This window comes from Streptomyces sp. NPDC002232, assembly GCF_042890295.1.
GTDB lineage: Bacteria > Actinomycetota > Actinomycetes > Streptomycetales > Streptomycetaceae > Streptomyces.
This window is the reverse complement of record NZ_JBIARV010000005.1, coordinates 40108-55646: the sequence shown is the minus strand read 5'-3', so window position 1 is coordinate 55646 and position 15539 is coordinate 40108. Positions and strand designations below refer to the sequence as shown.

The 15539-nt window shown below is 73.8% G+C and carries 11 protein-coding genes; 3 read left to right on the top strand and 8 right to left on the bottom strand.

Annotated elements, in window-relative coordinates; genetic code table 11:
• Positions 1-28: 28 nt before the first annotated feature.
• Entirely contained in the window at positions 29-2824 is a 2796-nt protein-coding gene (locus ACFYXU_RS23435) for an alpha/beta hydrolase family protein (RefSeq protein WP_389459755.1), read from the bottom strand.
• 251 nt (positions 2825-3075) lie between these two features.
• Positions 3076-5301: a catalase/peroxidase HPI gene (gene katG, locus ACFYXU_RS23430; protein ID WP_376511297.1), complete on the bottom strand. Its 2226-nt coding sequence runs from the start codon at positions 5299-5301 to the stop codon at positions 3076-3078.
• Positions 5302-5500: 199 nt separating this feature from the next.
• Here katG and ACFYXU_RS23425 point away from each other — a divergent pair, with 199 nt between their 5' ends.
• On the top strand, positions 5501-5911 hold the full coding sequence (locus tag ACFYXU_RS23425; RefSeq protein WP_329851901.1) for a transcriptional repressor: 411 nt from the start codon (positions 5501-5503) through the stop codon (positions 5909-5911).
• A gap of 72 nt (positions 5912-5983) precedes the next feature.
• Here the strand turns inward: ACFYXU_RS23425 and tpx are convergent, their stop codons facing one another.
• On the bottom strand, positions 5984-6484 hold the full coding sequence (gene tpx, locus ACFYXU_RS23420) for a thiol peroxidase (protein ID WP_329851900.1): 501 nt from the start codon (positions 6482-6484) through the stop codon (positions 5984-5986).
• 336 nt (positions 6485-6820) lie between these two features.
• Here tpx and ACFYXU_RS23415 point away from each other — a divergent pair, with 336 nt between their 5' ends.
• Complete coding sequence (locus ACFYXU_RS23415; protein WP_361400413.1) at positions 6821-8086, top strand: ricin-type beta-trefoil lectin domain protein; 1266 nt, start codon at positions 6821-6823, stop codon at positions 8084-8086.
• Positions 8087-8111: 25 nt separating this feature from the next.
• Here ACFYXU_RS23415 and ACFYXU_RS23410 read toward each other — a convergent pair whose 3' ends face one another.
• Entirely contained in the window at positions 8112-8879 is a 768-nt protein-coding gene (locus tag ACFYXU_RS23410; RefSeq protein WP_376511302.1) for a helix-turn-helix domain-containing protein, read from the bottom strand.
• A gap of 84 nt (positions 8880-8963) precedes the next feature.
• On the opposite strand from ACFYXU_RS23410, the gene ACFYXU_RS23405 reads away from it, so the two are divergent.
• Positions 8964-9770: a TSUP family transporter gene (locus ACFYXU_RS23405; protein ID WP_389406155.1), complete on the top strand. Its 807-nt coding sequence runs from the start codon at positions 8964-8966 to the stop codon at positions 9768-9770.
• Here ACFYXU_RS23405 and ACFYXU_RS23400 read toward each other — a convergent pair.
• Genes ACFYXU_RS23400 through ACFYXU_RS23385 form a run of 4 tightly spaced genes read right to left on the bottom strand, consistent with a single transcriptional unit; the run spans position 9757 to position 15311 of the window.
• Positions 9757-11022, bottom strand: a complete 1266-nt coding sequence (locus ACFYXU_RS23400) for an MFS transporter (RefSeq protein ID WP_389459752.1) — start codon at positions 11020-11022, stop codon at positions 9757-9759. The genes ACFYXU_RS23405 and ACFYXU_RS23400 overlap by 14 nt on opposite strands.
• Position 11023: 1 nt before the next feature.
• Positions 11024-12832: a condensation domain-containing protein gene (locus tag ACFYXU_RS23395; protein WP_389459750.1), complete on the bottom strand. Its 1809-nt coding sequence runs from the start codon at positions 12830-12832 to the stop codon at positions 11024-11026.
• Complete coding sequence (locus ACFYXU_RS23390) at positions 12829-14145, bottom strand: DUF6271 family protein (RefSeq protein ID WP_389459748.1); 1317 nt, start codon at positions 14143-14145, stop codon at positions 12829-12831. The genes ACFYXU_RS23395 and ACFYXU_RS23390 overlap by 4 nt, the downstream gene beginning before the upstream one ends.
• The gene (locus tag ACFYXU_RS23385; RefSeq protein WP_376511312.1) at positions 14127-15311 is read right to left on the bottom strand and encodes a phytanoyl-CoA dioxygenase family protein; all 1185 of its coding nucleotides are present in this window, start codon (positions 15309-15311) and stop codon (positions 14127-14129) included. Before ACFYXU_RS23385 ends, ACFYXU_RS23390 begins: the two co-directional genes overlap by 19 nt.
• Between the last annotated feature and the right edge of the window lie 228 nt (positions 15312-15539).

Here is a 15539-nt window from a genome sequence, read left to right as displayed (position 1 = left end):
CTGGGGAAGCGGCGGCCCTACAGGGCCATCAGGCCGCGTCCCTCACCCGCCCCGTGAACTCCGGGCCCAGGACCGGCTCCCAGGTCTCGTCGTACGTGAACGGCGCGCCGCGGAGCGACTCCGTCGGCTCCGCCACCCCGTCGCGCACGGTGGGGATGCTCACCTGCGCGGTCGTCGCGCCCGCGGGGACGGACAGCCACAGGCTCGTGCCGCCCTCGATCACCCCGGACACCGGCCGCGGCGGCTGCGGCACCTCTCCCAACTGGGCCTCCAGCCACGCCGGGTCGAGGTCCGCCGTCGAGAGCTCCGGGCCGTCGGTCACCGGCTTCAGGAGGATGCCGCCCGCGATCTCGACGTCCGCCGGCTCGGAGAGCGTCATCCGCCAGGTCAGGGCCGAGCCCTCGGTCACGTCGTCCGCGACCGGCGTCAGGCGCACGGCGGGCATGGCGTCGTCGTTGCGCGCGGTCACGCCGCCCCGGTGCGCGCCGACCACGGTGCCGCGCACGGCCTTGACGAAGGCGTCGTGGCGTACGTCGTAGCCGAAGCGGGTGTTGCCCCGGATCCGGACCGGCACGTCGATGTCGTGGCGCCCCGGACGCACCGTCACGATGCGGGAGGTGACCCGGTCGGAGTCCGGCACGGGCACGAAGACGCGGACCTGTCCGCTGCCCCGCCCGGACACGGTGACGGGCACCCGGTAGGTCCGGACCCCGGAGTCGCCCTCCGCGACGGTCATGCGGCCGATGTCGACGCGGGTGAGCGCGGTGGGACGCGCCGCCGGGGTGCCGGGGCGCCAGCCCCAGGCGTCCATCAGCCAGGCGCTTCCGGCGCCGCCGCGCGGGGTCAGTTCGAGCGTGCCGATCCGCCGGAGGTCGAGCCCGGCCCGCGTGGCGGCGGTCAGCGGCACGCGGACTTCGCGGGCCCAGTGCGCGGCGGTGCGGGGGCTCCCCGGCAGTCCGTCGACCCGGGCGCGGCCCAGCGAGGCGCGGCGTCCGGAGGTGTCGGTCACGGCGACGTCCAGCTCGGTGCCCGTGGTGTTCGGCGGGACGATCACGCGCAGGGCCAGCGACTCGGCGCCGGCGAGGGAGACCGGCCGGGACGCGCGGACCGCGACCCGGCTCCCGGTGCCCGTCCACCTCATCGCGACGGCGTCACGGCCCGGTTCGGCGGCCGTCTCCCAGTACGCGAAGTGCGGCGACGAGCCCGCCTCGGGCCTCAGGCAGGCGCGGACCGCGTCGGGGTCGATCTGGGCGCAGAGCCGGCCGCCGCCGGAGACGGTGACCGAGGATCCCGGCAGGAAGGCCGGGGTGCGGTGCCCGCCGACGGCGTGGGTGAGGACCCGGGCCGGTCCCGCCGAGGGCGCGCTGCGGCCGGTGCCGTCGAGCAGCGGACGCACCGCGTCGTCGCCCCCGACGAAGAGCCGGGCGGAGGCGGCGATGTACGTCGCGCCCGCGGCCTGCTGCTGCGTGGCGGTCAGTCGGGTCGCCGTGCCGGGGGAGCAGACCGGGTCGGTGCCGTCGTCCGAGGAGAAGTCGTCGATGGCCGGGGCCTTCGCCTGACCCGGGGTCCACTCGCTGTTGAAGAAGTTGTGGTTGGCTCCGACCACGTAGGCCGCGCTGTGCAGGGCGGTGCCCCGGCTGACGCCGCGCGTTCCGTCGAGGTAGATCTGGCCCTGGAGGTCGGAGACGTCGCCGTCGCAGCCCGGCAGGATGGTCGTGGAGGGCACGTCGGGGGCCGGGTTCTGGCCGAAGACGGTGGGCCCGATGAGGACGGTGCCGCGGATCTTCCACCGTACGGGGCCCCGGTAGCCGTCCTCGGCGGCCGGCGGCGGGTTCAGGCTGTCGACCGCGGCCCGGTTGACGCCCTCTCCGCCCCGGGAGTGACCGACGAGCAGCACCCGCGAGAGGTCGGCGGGCGCGGTCCTGCGCACGGCGGCGGGTGCGGAGGCCGGGTGCGCGGCCCAGTCCGCCCAGCGGGCGAGGTGGAGCCGGACCAGGGAGGAGCGGGCCTGCGCGCCCGCGTCCTCGGCGCTCTCGTCCTGGCCGTTGACGCCGTTGGCGGCGACGGACACCGTCACGTACCCCTGGGAGGCCAGGAGTCGCTGGGCCCGCAGGTATCCCCGCTCGCTGGGTATCGGCACGGTGCCCGCCGGGCACGGCCAGGCCATCCGGACGTCCTCGGTGCCCGGGGTGTAGCAGGTGGCGTGGCGGCCGTGCAGGAACAGGGCGACCGGGCGCCTGCCCGGCGCACCGGCCGGGCCGACGACCGTGGCGCGCATCTCGACCGGCTCCAGGTAGCCCGGCAGGCGCACGGACCGCAGGGCGTACTCGCCGCTGACGGTCCGGTACGGTCCGGGCCTTCCCGGGTCGACCCGGTTCGCGGGCAGCGGGGCCGGCGGCACGGGCGCGGGGGAGAGGGGACGCTCGCCGGCCGCGGCGGCGCGTCCCTGGGCGTCGAGGCGTCGTCCGCCGGCCGTCACCCGCAGCCGCGCGCCCTCGTCGAGCCGGGCGTCGCCGAGGGGCAGGGCGAAGGAGCGTCCGTCGGGCCGGGCGAGCGGGCGGCCGAGGAGCCGGTCGCCCGAGTGGAACTCGACCCGGGCGTCGCCCATGGGCACGGGCTCGGACGAGGTCCAGACGAGCTGTGCGCCCGCTCCGGTTCCCGTGATCCGCCAGCCCTCCGGGAGGGTGAGGCCTCCGGAACGGCTTCCCGGGGCCGAGGCCGACGGCGATCCGGGTGCCGGCTGCGCGGACGCCTCCCAGGGCGCCGCCGCCGTCAGAGCGAGTAACGCCACGGCGGTGGTCACGCCGCGTGTGACACGTATCAAAGCGGTCTTCCTCACGATCGGTTCGTCGGGGCGCCGGAGGACGGCCGGTCGTCCGGCCCCTCCGGTACCCCTCTCGTTCCGTGAGGACGGTGACGGACCCCCTTCGGTTGTCTCCTGCGCCGCTTGTCCCATTCGCCGTCAGATGTCTCACGCGGCGTCAGAAGCGGTACGGGGCAGGGGGGTCGTCACGCCGAAGGGCCGGCCCGGGTGGCGTGGAAGCCACCCGGGCCGGCCCCGGGGTGCGGTGAGGATCAGGCGATGTCGAACCGGTCCAGGTTCATGACCTTGTCCCACGCCGACACGAAGTCACGCACGAACTTCTGCTTCGCGTCGTCGCTCGCGTAGACCTCGGCCAGCGCGCGCAGCTCGCTGTTGGAGCCGAAGACGAGGTCGGCGCGGCTGCCCGTCCACTTGACGGCGCCGGTGGCCGTGTCACGGCCCTCGAACGTGGTCTGGTCGGCGGAGGTCGACTTCCACTCCGTGCCCAGGTCGAGCAGGTTGGCGAAGAAGTCGTTCGTCAGCCGGCCGGGCGTCTCGGTGAGGACACCGAGCGAGGTCTGCGGCTGCGTGACACCGAGGGCGCGCAGACCGCCGACGAGGACCGTCAGCTCGGGCGCGCTCAGGCTGAGCAGGTTCGCCCGGTCGATGAGCAGGTACTCGGCGGGGAGGCGGTTGCCCTTGCCGAGGTAGTTGCGGAAGCCGTCCGCGGCCGGCTCCAGGGCGGCGAAGGACTCGACGTCCGTCTGCTCCTGGGCGGCGTCCACCCGGCCCGCGGTGAACGGGACCTCGACGTCGTGGCCGGCGTCCTTGGCCGCCTTCTCGACCGCCGCGACGCCCGCGAGGACGACGAGGTCGGCGAGGGAGACCTGCTTGCCGCCGGTCTGGGCGGAGTTGAAGGACTCCTGGACGCCCTCCAGGACGCGCAGCACCTGCGCCAGCTCGTCCGGGTTGTTGACCTCCCAGTTGCGCTGCGGCTCGAGGCGGACGCGGCCGCCGTTGGCGCCACCGCGCTTGTCGCTGCCGCGGAAGGAGGCGGCGGCGGCCCAGGCGGCGGAGACCAGCTGGGTGACGGTGAGGTCCGAGCCGAGGATCTTCTCCTTGAGGGAGGCGATGTCCGCGGCGTCGACGAGCTCGCCGGTGCGGGCCGGCAGCGGGTCCTGCCAGAGGAGCTCCTCGGCCGGGACCTCGGAGCCGAGGTAGCGCACGACCGGGCCCATGTCACGGTGGGTGAGCTTGTACCAGGCGCGGGCGAAGGCGTCCGCGAAGTCGGCCGGGTTCTCGTAGAAGCGGCGCGAGATCTGCTCGTAGACCGGGTCGAAGCGCAGCGACAGGTCGGTGGTGAGCATCGTCGGGAGGTGCTTCTTCTCCGCGTCGTACGCGTCCGGGATGATCGCCTCGGCGTTCTTGGCGACCCACTGGTGGGCGCCCGCCGGGCTCTTCGTCAGCTCGTACTCGTACTCGAAGAGGTTCTTGAAGAAGCCGTTGCCCCACTGGGTCGGCGTGGTGGTCCAGGTGACCTCCAGGCCGCTGGTGATGGCGTCCGGGCCCTTGCCGCTGCGGAAGGTGCTCTTCCAGCCGAAGCCCTGGTCCTCCAGGGAGGCGGCCTCCGGGTCCGCGCCCACGTGGTCGGCCGGGCCGGCGCCGTGGGTCTTGCCGAAGGTGTGGCCACCGGCGATGAGGGCGACGGTCTCCTCGTCGTTCATCGCCATCCGGCGGAAGGTCTCGCGGATGTCGCGGGCCGCGGCGATCGGGTCCGGGTTGGCGTTCGGGCCCTCCGGGTTGACGTAGATGAGGCCCATCTGCACCGCGCCGAGCGGGTTCTCCAGCTCGCGGTCGCCGGTGTAGCGCTCGTCGCCGAGCCAGGTGGTCTCCGGGCCCCAGTAGACGTCCTCGTCGGGCTCCCACACGTCGGCGCGGCCACCGGCGAAGCCGAAGGTCTCGAAGCCCATCGACTCCAGGGCGACGTTGCCCGCGAGGATCATGAGGTCGGCCCAGGAGATGCTCTGGCCGTACTTCTTCTTCACCGGCCACAGCAGACGGCGGGCCTTGTCCAGGTTGCCGTTGTCCGGCCAGCTGTTCAGCGGCGCGAAGCGCTGCTGGCCGGCGCCGGCGCCGCCGCGGCCGTCGCTGATGCGGTAGGTGCCGGCGCTGTGCCAGGCCATGCGGATCATGAACGGGCCGTAGTGGCCGAAGTCGGCGGGCCACCACTCCTGCGACGTGGTCAGGACCTCGGCGATGTCCTGCTTCACGGCGGACAGGTCGAGGCCCTCGAAGGCCTGCGCGTAGTCGAAGTCCTCACCGAGCGGGTTGGACACCGCCGGGTTCTTGGCGAGGATCTTCAGGTTCAGCCGGTTCGGCCACCACTGGCTGTTGCCACCGCTCTGGGTGGGGTGCGCGGCGCGCCCGTGCGCGACGGGGCAACCGCCCTCGCCCTCCGCCTTCGCGTCGGTGACGATTGCTTCGTGGTTCTCAGACATCGGAATCCCTCCGGACCTGGCGGATCACAGTGCTCAGGAAGTGCGTTCGGCGGACGGGCCTGGCGCGGATCTCACGTGTGTGGTTCTCCCGCCGTGCTGGAATCTTCCTGTCCCTTGGCCATCTTCGAAACCGATCCTACGATGGACCTTGTCCAAGTCAAGAACCACGCCAAGTTTGCCGATGCCGAAGAGGTGAGAGATGAGTGACCTGCTGGAGCGCCTGCGGGCGCGTGGCTGGCGGATGACGTCCCAGCGCCGGGTGGTCGCGGAGGTCCTGGCCGGGGACCACGTGCACCTCACGGCGGACGAGGTGCACGCGCGCGCGGTGGAGCGGCTTCCGGAGATCGCGCGGGCGACGGTCTACAACACCCTGGGCGAGCTGGTCGCCCTCGGGGAGGTCGTCGAGCTCTCCACGGACGGACGGGCCAAGCGCTACGACCCGAACGCGCACCACCCGCACCAGCACCTGGTCTGCTCGAACTGCGGGCTCATCCGCGACGTCCGCCCGGCGGGCGACCCGCTCGCCGTCCTGCCGCCCGAGGAGCGCTTCGGCTTCACGGTGTCCAAGGCGGACGTCACGTACCGGGGGCTCTGCCCGGGCTGCGTCTGAGCGGGCACGCGGAGGAGCCCTCCACCGGTCCCGGTGGAGGGCTCCTCCGCTGCGTGCTCTTCTCGGTGCGGACTACTTCAGGACGGCGAGCGCCTCGTCGTAGCTCGGCTCGTCGGCGATCTCGCCCACGAGCTGCGCGTGCAGGACGGTGTCGTTCTCGTCGAGGACGACGACGGCGCGCGCGGTCAGACCGGCCAGCGGGCCGTCCGCGATCTCCACGCCGTAGTTGGTGTGGAACTCGCGGCCGCGGAGCGTCGAGAGGTTCTTGACGTTCTCCAGGCCCTCGGCGCCGCAGAAGCGGGCCTGGGCGAAGGGCAGGTCGGCGGAGATGCAGAGGACGACCGTGTTGTCCAGCTGCCCGGCCTTCTCGTTGAAGGCGCGGACCGAGGAGGCGCACGTCGGGGTGTCGACGCTCGGGAAGATGTTGAGGACCTTGCGCTGACCGGCGAAGTCCTTCAGCGTCTTGTCCGCCAGCCCCTCGGCGACGAGCGTGAAGTCGGGGGCCTGGCTACCGGGGGCCGGCAGAGCGCCGTTGACCTGTACGGGGCTGCCCTTCAGCGTGACCTGGGCCATGGGGATCTCCTTCAGACGTATGAGTGGCAACGGGGGAAATCGTACGGAAGCCGGGCCCGCTCCCACGACACGGGCCACGGCGGCCGTCTCTCGGCGGTTCTTGGACGTGCACGTCCGACCCTCGCGAGGGGGGCGACTCATGGCCGGTCGCGGGTTCACCCCCCTCTGTTCCCGGCTGGCGCGCGGCCTCGCTTGCGCGGGCGCCCCCCGCTGAACCGCGCGGAGTCGAAGGAGCGCCGCACCTCTTGACGACCCCTTCCCTCACTCCTTAAATCATGGAGGCGGTGAAGTGCGCCGTCCCGCCGCGACCCCCCACAGCCGACGGAAGAGACAGTCATGACCTCCTCCCGCCCCCGCGTGCGCCCCCTCTCCACCGCCTTGGCGGCCCTCGGCCTCGCCGTCGCCCTCGCGGCGCCCGGACCGGCCGCCGCCGGACCGCGTGAAGCGCTCCGGCCCGCGGCCGCCACCGCCGCCGTCACCTTCTCCGACGACTTCGACGGACCCGCGGGATCCGCCGTGGACGGCTCGCGCTGGCAGACCGAGACCGGCGACAACGTCAGCAACCACGAGCGCCAGTACTACACGGCCGGCACCCGCAACGCCGCGCTCGACGGCCAGGGCCACCTGGTGATCACCGCCCGCAAGGAGAACCCGGGCAACTACGCGTGCTGGTACGGGCGCTGCGAGTACACCTCCGCCCGGCTCAACACCGCAGGACGCTTCACCACCCGGTACGGGCACGTCGAGGCCCGCATGAAGGTGCCGCGCGGCCAGGGCATGTGGCCCGCCTTCTGGATGCTCGGCGACGACATCGGACAGGTCGGCTGGCCGAACTCGGGCGAGATCGACGTCATGGAGAACGTCGGCTTCGAACCCTCCACCGTCCACGGCACGCTGCACGGCCCCGGCTACTCCGGCTCCGGGGGCATCGGCGCCGGCCACACCCTGCCCGGCGGCCAGGTCTTCGCCGACGCCTTCCACACCTTCGCCGTCGACTGGTCGCCCAACCGGATCACCTGGTCCGTGGACGGCACGGTCTACCAGACCCGCACGCCCGCCGACCTCGGCGGCCGGACCTGGGTCTTCGACAAGCCCTTCTTCCTCATCCTCAACCTCGCCGTCGGCGGCTACTGGCCCGGCGACCCGGACGGCTCCACCGCCTTCCCGCAGCAGCTCGTCGTCGACCACGTCCGCGTCACGACCGCCGACGCGCCCGCCGGCGCCGGACCGATCACGGGGATCGGCGGCAGGTGCGCGGACGTGGCCGGAGCGAACCCCGCGAACGGCACCCCCGTCCAGCTCTGGGACTGCAACGGCACCGCGGCCCAGCAGTGGACCCTCGCGGCCGACGGAACCGTCCGCGCGCTCGGCAAGTGCCTCGACGTCACCTCCGCCGGCACGGCCGACGGCACCCCCGTCCAGCTCTGGGACTGCAACGGCACCGGAGCCCAGAAGTGGACCGCCAACTCCGCGCGGGACATCGTCAACCCGCAGTCCGGCAAGTGCCTGGACGCCACCGGCAACAGCTCCGCCAACGGCACCCGGCTCCAGATCTGGAGCTGCTCCGGCGGCGCCAACCAGAAGTGGACGGTGACGCGTTGAGCCGCTGAGCGCAGGGCCGGGGCGCTCAGCCCCGGCCCGCCGCGAAGCGGGACGGCGGCACGCCGAACACCCGCGTGAAGGCCGCCGTGAAAGCCGCCGGGGAGGCGTATCCCAGCCGCCCCGAGACCGCGCTCACCGAAGCGGTACGGAGCAGGGGCACGGCCGCCAGGAGTCGCGCCCGGGACCGCCAGACGGCGGGGCTCTCGCCCGTCTCCGCCCGGAAGCGCCGGGTGAACGCCCGCTCGCTCAGCGCGCTCCTGGCCGCCCAGTCGGTGTTGGTGACCGTGGCGTCCGGGGCCGCCAGATACTCCCGGCACAGCACCGCCAGGTCACCGGAGGCGGGGATCCCGACGTGGAAGGGGAGCGGCGAGCGCGCGGCGATCTCGTGCAGCAGCAGCGTCGCGATCGTCCCCTCCCGCCCCGACCGGCCGTACTCGGGCTCGAACTCCACGGCAGCGAGCAGCAGTTCCCGCAGCAGCGGGGGCACGTCCACGACCGTGCAGCGCCCCGGCCACCACGGGACCGCGCCCGGCTCCACGTACAGGCTGCACGTGCTCACGCCCAGCATCCGGACCCGGTGCGGGGTCCCGGCCGGGATCAGCACGGCCCGCTCCGGCGGCACCGTCCACGTGCCGTCCGCGGTGTCGACGACCATCACGCCGGTCGCCCCGTAGAGGAACTGCGCCCGCCGGTGCCGGTGCCACTCCAGGACGTGTCCGTCCGGATAGTCGGTGCCGATCGGCAGGACCGCCCGGTCGAGGGCGTCGACGTCGTCCAGCGGGATGTTCCTCACCGGATCACCGTAGTGGCCGAGACGCGAAAGAAGACCGCCGACCATCGCATGCAGGAACCCCGGTCCGCCTGATGGTCTTGGCGCATGGACGTGATGATGTTGACGGCGATCGGGCTCCTCACCGGGGCGACGACGGTCCTGTTCGGGTTCGGCGGCGGCTTCGTGGCCGTCCCGGTCGTGGTCCGGGCCGATGCGGCCCTCGGCCCGGCGGCCCTCCCGGTGGCCACCGCCACCTCGGCCCTGGTGATGGTCGTCGGCGCGGCCTTCGCCACGGCCGTCACGCCGCGGCCCGTGCTCCTCGCCCTGCGCGGCACCGGCGGCCTGCTGCCGCTCCTCGCGGCGGGCGCCTGCGCCGGGGCGTACGCGACCCGCTTCGCCCCGCCGGACCTGACCCGCTGGGCGTTCGTCGGGTACCTCGCGCTGACCGCCCTCGACCTCCTGCTCCGGCCCGGCTTCCTCGGCGCCGCGCCCCGGCGCCCCGCCGAGCGCGCCCGGCCCCCGAGGCCGCTGCCCGCCGCGGCGGGAGCACCGATCGGAGCGGTCGCCGCCTTCCTGGGCGTCGGCGGCAGCGTCATGACCGTGCCCGCGATGCGCCGGGCCGGCCACCCCATGAGGGTGGCGACCGCGCTGGCCAACCCCCTCACCCTCGCCGTCGCCCTCCCGGCCGCCGCGGTCTCCCTCGCCGGCTCCCCGCCGCCCGCCGCCGCGGCGGCCAGCGAACTCGTCGGCCTCGTCGACCCCTTCGCGGCGGGCGCCCTGCTCCTCGGCGCCCTGCCGGTCATCGCCGTACTGCGCCGCCGCCCGCCCCGCATCCCGGACCGCGTCCACGCGTGCGCGTACCTCGGTCTCCTGGCGGTGGTGGGCCTGGCGATGGCCGTCACCCCGGCGTGAGCCGGTCCTCCGCCCGCTCCGGCGCCCTGCGCAGGGCGCGGACCGCCGGGACGGACAGCATGACGGCGATCAGCACCAGGCCCATCACCGACGAGAAGAGCAGCACCCGGTCGGCGCCCACGCTCTCGGCAGCCGGTCCGGACAGGGCGCGGCCCAGCGGAATGACCATGATCGAGCCGGCGACGTCATAGGCGGAGACACGGCTCAGCACGGCCAGCGGGATGTGCGACTGCACGCTCGTCGCCCACATGACGCCCCAGAAGGCGAACCCGCAGCCGGCCACCACACCGGTGAGCGCCGTGACGGTGAACGACCACCCGAGGGCGGGCGCCAGCGGGTTGAGCGAGAAGAAGAACATCGCGCACGCGCCCGCGACGAGCGGGCGGCGCGGCCTGACCCGCATGCCGAGCAGTCCGCCGACGATCGTCCCCGCGCCGTCGGCGGAGGCGATCCAGCCGTACCCGCTCGCGCCGTGCTGTTCGGTGAGCAGCGCGGCGCCGAGCGGGAGCGCGGGACCGAACACGAACAGGCCGTAGACCGCCCACACGGCGATGACGCCCCAGAGCCACGAGCGGGACCGGAACTCGTGCCAGCCGGTCGCCAGCCGCCGCAGGATCGGTTCGTCGCTCTCGTCCCGGGCCGTGCCGAGCTTCCGCAGCGGCGCCAGGCCGAGCGCGCTGCACGCGTAGAAGGCCGCGATGACCACGAAGGACACGGCCACGTCCCCGTACGCCACGAGCAGGCCGGAGAGCCCCGGGCCCAGCAGGGTGCAGATCGACTCGGAGATGCGCAGCAGGGCGTTGGCCCGCTGGATGTCCTCGGCGACCCGGGGCACCAGGCTCGCCAGCCCCGGCTGGAACATGGCGGTCGCGGCGCCGCTGAGCGCGAGCAGCGCCATCATGTGCCACAGCCGCATGCCGCCGACGGCGAGGAGCGCCGCGAGCGCCAGCATGGCCACCATCCGCACCACGTCGGCCCCGACCATCATCACCTGTGGGGCGAAGCGGTCGGCGAGCACGCCGCCGAACAGTACGAGCAGGACGATCGGCGCCATCCACGCGGCCAGCGCGTAGCCCACGCCCGCCGCCCCGTACCCCGCGCCGAGCACGGCGGTGGTCAGCGAGACCATCAGCATGCCGTCGGCGAGGAGCGAGGTGCTGCGGGCGGCGAAGAACAGCCGGAAGCGGGGGGAGCGCCACGGGCTCGGAAGGGCGTTCTCCGCCCGGTCCACGGTCACGTCGTTCGTCGTCATGTCACCTGTGCCGGTCGCGGCCGGCCCCTTCCCTGAGAATCGGCTGCCGGAGCCACGCGCCGGGCGGGTCCGTCTCCGCCGGCGCGTCCCGCACGATCACGTACCGGCGGGGTGCCAGCACTCCCGGACGGCCCGGGAGCGAGTCCATCAGCGCCGTGTGCGCCTCCTCCGGGGTGAGCGGGGAGTCGCCGCCCGCGAGGTACGCCGTGAGGCCCTCCTCGTCCGACGCGCCTTCCACGACGTGCGCGGGTACGCCTCCCAGCGCCCCGCTCAGCGCCCGCGCCACCTCCGACGGCGACACCCACGAACCGTCCACCCGGGTCCATCCGGCGCCGCGCTCGACCGGGCGGACGCCCGTCACCGCGGTGAGCGCCGACAGCGGTACGTCCCCGTCCGCGGCCGCCTCCAGGAGCCGCACCAGCCCCGTGAGGAAGCCCTCGGCCTCGTCGGGCGGGAACAGCGCGGGGTCGACCCACATCCCGAGCCGGAGCAGCGGCGCCGTCTCGTGGACGAAGGTCAGCACCCGGGTCGGGAGCACCTGCGCGGGTCCCCGGACCAGGTCGAGCGCCGGGCCGTCGGCGTCGGCGGCCTTTTCGGCGGGCCGGGTGTCTGCTGCCTCCCCGGTCTCTCCGGCCTTCCCGGTCTCGCCGGCCTTCCCGGTCTCTCCGGCCTCCCCCTTCGCTCCGGCGGGCCGGGCCGCCGGGACCGTGCTGACGTCGTTGAAGACCACGTCCCGGGTGAAACGGCTGCCCCGCTCGTGGGTGACGGCGTCGATCATGTCCCAGAGGCGGACCGCGTCGAACTGACTGTGCCGGTAGGCGTTGAGCGCCGCCCCCCACGCCTTGCTCAGCAGCGCGTCGAAGGACGGCACCCCGACGTCGAGCGAGAGCAGCGCGTCCTGGGACACGGTGTTCACCGAGCGCGCCAGCCGGGGCAGGAAGCGGTTCGAGGTCGGGACGGCGGCCACGCACGAGGACTGGCCCGTGCGGTGGGCGACGAGCGCGCACCAGGCGGTGAGCAGCACCGTGGAGGGCAGACCGCCCGTGCGCTCCGCCACGCGGGCGAGCGCCCGCGCCCCGCGCGCCGAGCGCAGCGTCAGCTGCTCCGCCTCGACCTCGGCGCCCTCGGCGCCCGGCTCCGCGAACATCGCCTGGGGGCCGGTGCGGATGATCCGCTCCCAGTGCCGCAGCGACGCCTCGGACCGCCGGAGCCCGCTCGGTGTCGCCTCCTCGGCGGCCAGGTCGAGCGGGGTGAAGGCCGTCACGGCGGGGAGCGTCCGGCCGGCGAGGAGGTCGCGCCAGTCCTCCTCCAGGACGGAGAGGGCGCTGATGTCGGTCACGGCGTGGCTCGCCGCGAGGGCGACGAACAGCGGCCTGCCGTCCAGCGCGAGGAGCGAGATCCGGAGCCCGAAGTCCCGGTCCAGGTGGAAGCGTTCGACCCGGTTGCCGCGGGCCACGGCGTCGGCGTGGCGGGCGGCGTCGCGGGGGAGGGCCGTGTGGTCCAGGACCGTGACCGTGAACGCGCCCTCGGCCGCGACGACCTGCTCGCGCGGCGCCTCGCCCGGCGGGTGCGGGAAGGTCGTGCGCAGCGCCTCGTGCCGCACCACCAGGGCGCGCAGGGCGTCGATCGCGGACGCGGTCCGGGTGCCCGCGGGCACCGGCCACACGGCGTGGATGTTGATGTGCTCGGGCTCGTCCCGCAGCATGCAGCGGATCATGTTGGCCTGCCCCATGGTGACCGGCCCCCGGCGCTCCTCGCCGCCCGCGTAGCGGACGGTGACCGTGGACGACCTCGGCTCCGGCCCCGTCATGCGACGTCCTTCGCGGACAGGCCGTGGTCCGCGGCCGCCCGGACCACGGCCGGCCAGGCGTCGATCAGGACCGCGAACTCCGCCATGTCCTGACGAACCTCGTCGGCGAGCCGTTCCCCGTGGGCGGCGAGGAAGTCGGCCGCCTCGGCGTAGCGGCCGCCCAGCTTGCGGTAGGAGCGGTCGACGACGTCGAGGCGCCCGGCGTTCTCCGCCGGGTCGAGCCGTGCGCTCTCCCGGACCAGATCGGCGACGGCCGAGGACCGGAGACCGCCGTCGCCGTCGAGCAGTGACGCTCCGGCCGCCGCCGTCCCGGCGTACACGGCGTGCAGGTACGGGGTCGCCAGCAGGAACTTCGTGAACCGCAGCTGGTAGGCGAGGAATCCCTGGTCCGAACGCCGCTCGCCGGTGTGGAAGTTGACGATGTGGCGGTTGTGCAGCACGCCGGGCAGCCGGGCGTCGTGGACCAGGTGGAGGAGGAAGTAGTCGCTGCCGATGGTGTCCGTGGCGGGCGGCAGCGGCACCCGGCCGTACACCTCGCGGGCCAGTGCGACGTTGCACATGTCGACGCGGGTGGGGCTGACGGTGGTGAGCGTCGTCAGGTCACCGGTGAACGGGGCGGTGCCGGCGCCGCGGAACGCCTCGGCGATCAGGTTCGCGCGCCAGATCTCCGGATAGCCGTCCGGCAGGGACAGGCCGATGACCTCCTCGTAGACGAGGGGATCGAGCCGGCGGATCTCGGCGACGTCCACGGACATCTCGCCGACGAACGAGCCGCCGACCAGGGCCACCGGCCGGTGGGCGCACGCGGGGTCGAGCCGGCTGCGGGACACCTGGCCCCCGACCTCGGCGGCCGGCCGGCCCAGGGCCGCCAGCTCGTGGTGAAGGGGGTGGACCGGCGTCCCGTCCAGCTGCTGGTAGCGGCTGTCGGAGTCCCTGCGGTGCACGGACTCACAGCCGAGCGCCTCCGCGAACAGGAAGGCGCGGTTGGTGCAGGCGCCGTAGGACACGCGGGACGGCAGCATGAGGTCGAGCAGGCGCTCCGGCGCGGCGGCGCCGGAGCGGGCGAGCACCTCGCGCAGGAAGTCCCGCTGCGCGGTCTCGTCGAGGTGGTGGACGACCACGCCGGGCGCCGGGGGCAGCGCGGCCACCGTGCGCCGGTGTTCGGCGAGGACCGGGGCCTCGGAGGAGTCCAGGATCAGGAGGTGGACCTCGGCGCGGAAACGGCGGGCTCCCTCGGCGGCCTCCGCGGCCATCGCCCGGATCGTCTCGGGGCAGGCGCGATGGGTGGGAAGGGTCAGGCAGACACGGCGCACGCCGACTCCCCGTCCGCGTCCGACGCCGTGGCGGGGCTCGTGCCCGGGGCCGCGTGCGGGTCCGTGCCCGTCCCCGAGGCCGCACCGGCCGTCCGGCTCGCACCCGCACCAGCCTCCGCGTCCGCCTCCGCCCCGTGCCAGGAACCGAGCCCGAGGAGCTTGCTTCCGAGCTCGTTCAGGGTGGCCGTGGGGTAGCGCTTGGACTCGTGCAGGACGGGGTCGCCGACGAGGGTGCGGTTCCAGCGCGGGGTGCGCAGGTGCCGCCAGGACTCGACCCGGGACCTGCGCAGCTTCGTGTGCTCCTCCAGGGCCGGCATCATCGACAGGTACTGCACGGCCCGCACCTGGTCCTTCGAGGTGTTGCGGGCCACGCCGTGGGCGAGCAGGCCGTTCCAGATGAGCAGGTCGCCGGGGCGCAGGTCGGGACGGACGACGGGGAACTCCGCCCGGTCCACGGCGGGGCGGATCGGGTCGCGGTCGGCGGGCTGGCCGAGCTTCCACTCCTCGAACCGCCGGAAGAGCTCGGGGCAGCACTGGAAGCCGCCGGACTCCGGACGCGTGTCGTTGAGCGCGATGATCCCCTGCACCCGCTGCGGCGGCACGCCCAGCGTGGTGTCGATGTCCCAGTGCAGCTCGATGTCGAAGCCCCGGTCGGTCGGCTCGATCAGGGCGCGGTCGCGGTTGCGCACGTTGGGGGGGTTGAGGTTGAGGCGGTCCTGGGTGACCCAGAGCTCCTCGCAGTCCCACACGTCCACGAAGGCGTCGTAGACCCGCTGGGCCTGCCGGCTGTCCCAGAGCAGCTGGTGGTGGTACGCCTCGACGAAGCCGTACACGTGCAGCTGCTGGTCCAGTTCGGAGCGGAACGGCCGGTCCTCGTACCAGCTGTCCGGCCGCTCGGGGTCGAGGCCCTGGAAGTCCCAGGTGAAGTCGAGCAGGCGGCGTGCGGCCTCGGCGGGGATCGCCTCGCGGACGATCACGTAGCCGTACGTCTGCCAGTGGGCGAAGTCCTCCTCGGACAGCACCCGCAGCGGCCGCGACTTCTCCAGCTCCCGGAGGGTGGTCTGGGCGAGGTACGACTCGCCGTCCGCGCTGAAGTACGGCCGGTCCGACGCCGCCCGGTGCAGACGGGGGCGGCGCGCGGGTCGGTGGGCAGCGGGTGTCGTCATGGGTCCCTCCAGTGCCGGTGGCCGGAGGTCAGGCGGCCACGTCGTTCAGAAGAATTGGTTTAGACCAGCGTTTCTGTCAAGTGCCGCCTCGATATGGGGAGTCAAGGGTCCGATGGGTGGAATTGCACCCCTTCGGCCCCGACGGCTTTGGTCTAGACAACCATCGGTGAGCTGGCTTAGGGTCCCCATGCGCAGTCCGGTCCCTGATGGAGCATCAGGCGCCTTCTC

Excerpts from the sequence above, each read along its gene's own strand:
- ACFYXU_RS23400 (WP_389459752.1), bottom strand. The coding sequence starts at position 11,022 with ATGACGACGAACGACGTGACCGTGGACCGGGCGGAGAACGCCCTTCCG.
- ACFYXU_RS23385 (WP_376511312.1), bottom strand. The coding sequence starts at position 15,311 with ATGACGACACCCGCTGCCCACCGACCCGCGCGCCGCCCCCGTCTGCAC.
- katG (WP_376511297.1), bottom strand. The coding sequence starts at position 5,301 with ATGTCTGAGAACCACGAAGCAATCGTCACCGACGCGAAGGCGGAGGGC.
- ACFYXU_RS23425 (WP_329851901.1), top strand. The coding sequence starts at position 5,501 with ATGAGTGACCTGCTGGAGCGCCTGCGGGCGCGTGGCTGGCGGATGACG.
- ACFYXU_RS23395 (WP_389459750.1), bottom strand. The coding sequence starts at position 12,832 with ATGACGGGGCCGGAGCCGAGGTCGTCCACGGTCACCGTCCGCTACGCG.
- tpx (WP_329851900.1), bottom strand. The coding sequence starts at position 6,484 with ATGGCCCAGGTCACGCTGAAGGGCAGCCCCGTACAGGTCAACGGCGCT.
- ACFYXU_RS23415 (WP_361400413.1), top strand. The coding sequence starts at position 6,821 with ATGACCTCCTCCCGCCCCCGCGTGCGCCCCCTCTCCACCGCCTTGGCG.
- ACFYXU_RS23405 (WP_389406155.1), top strand. The coding sequence starts at position 8,964 with ATGGACGTGATGATGTTGACGGCGATCGGGCTCCTCACCGGGGCGACG.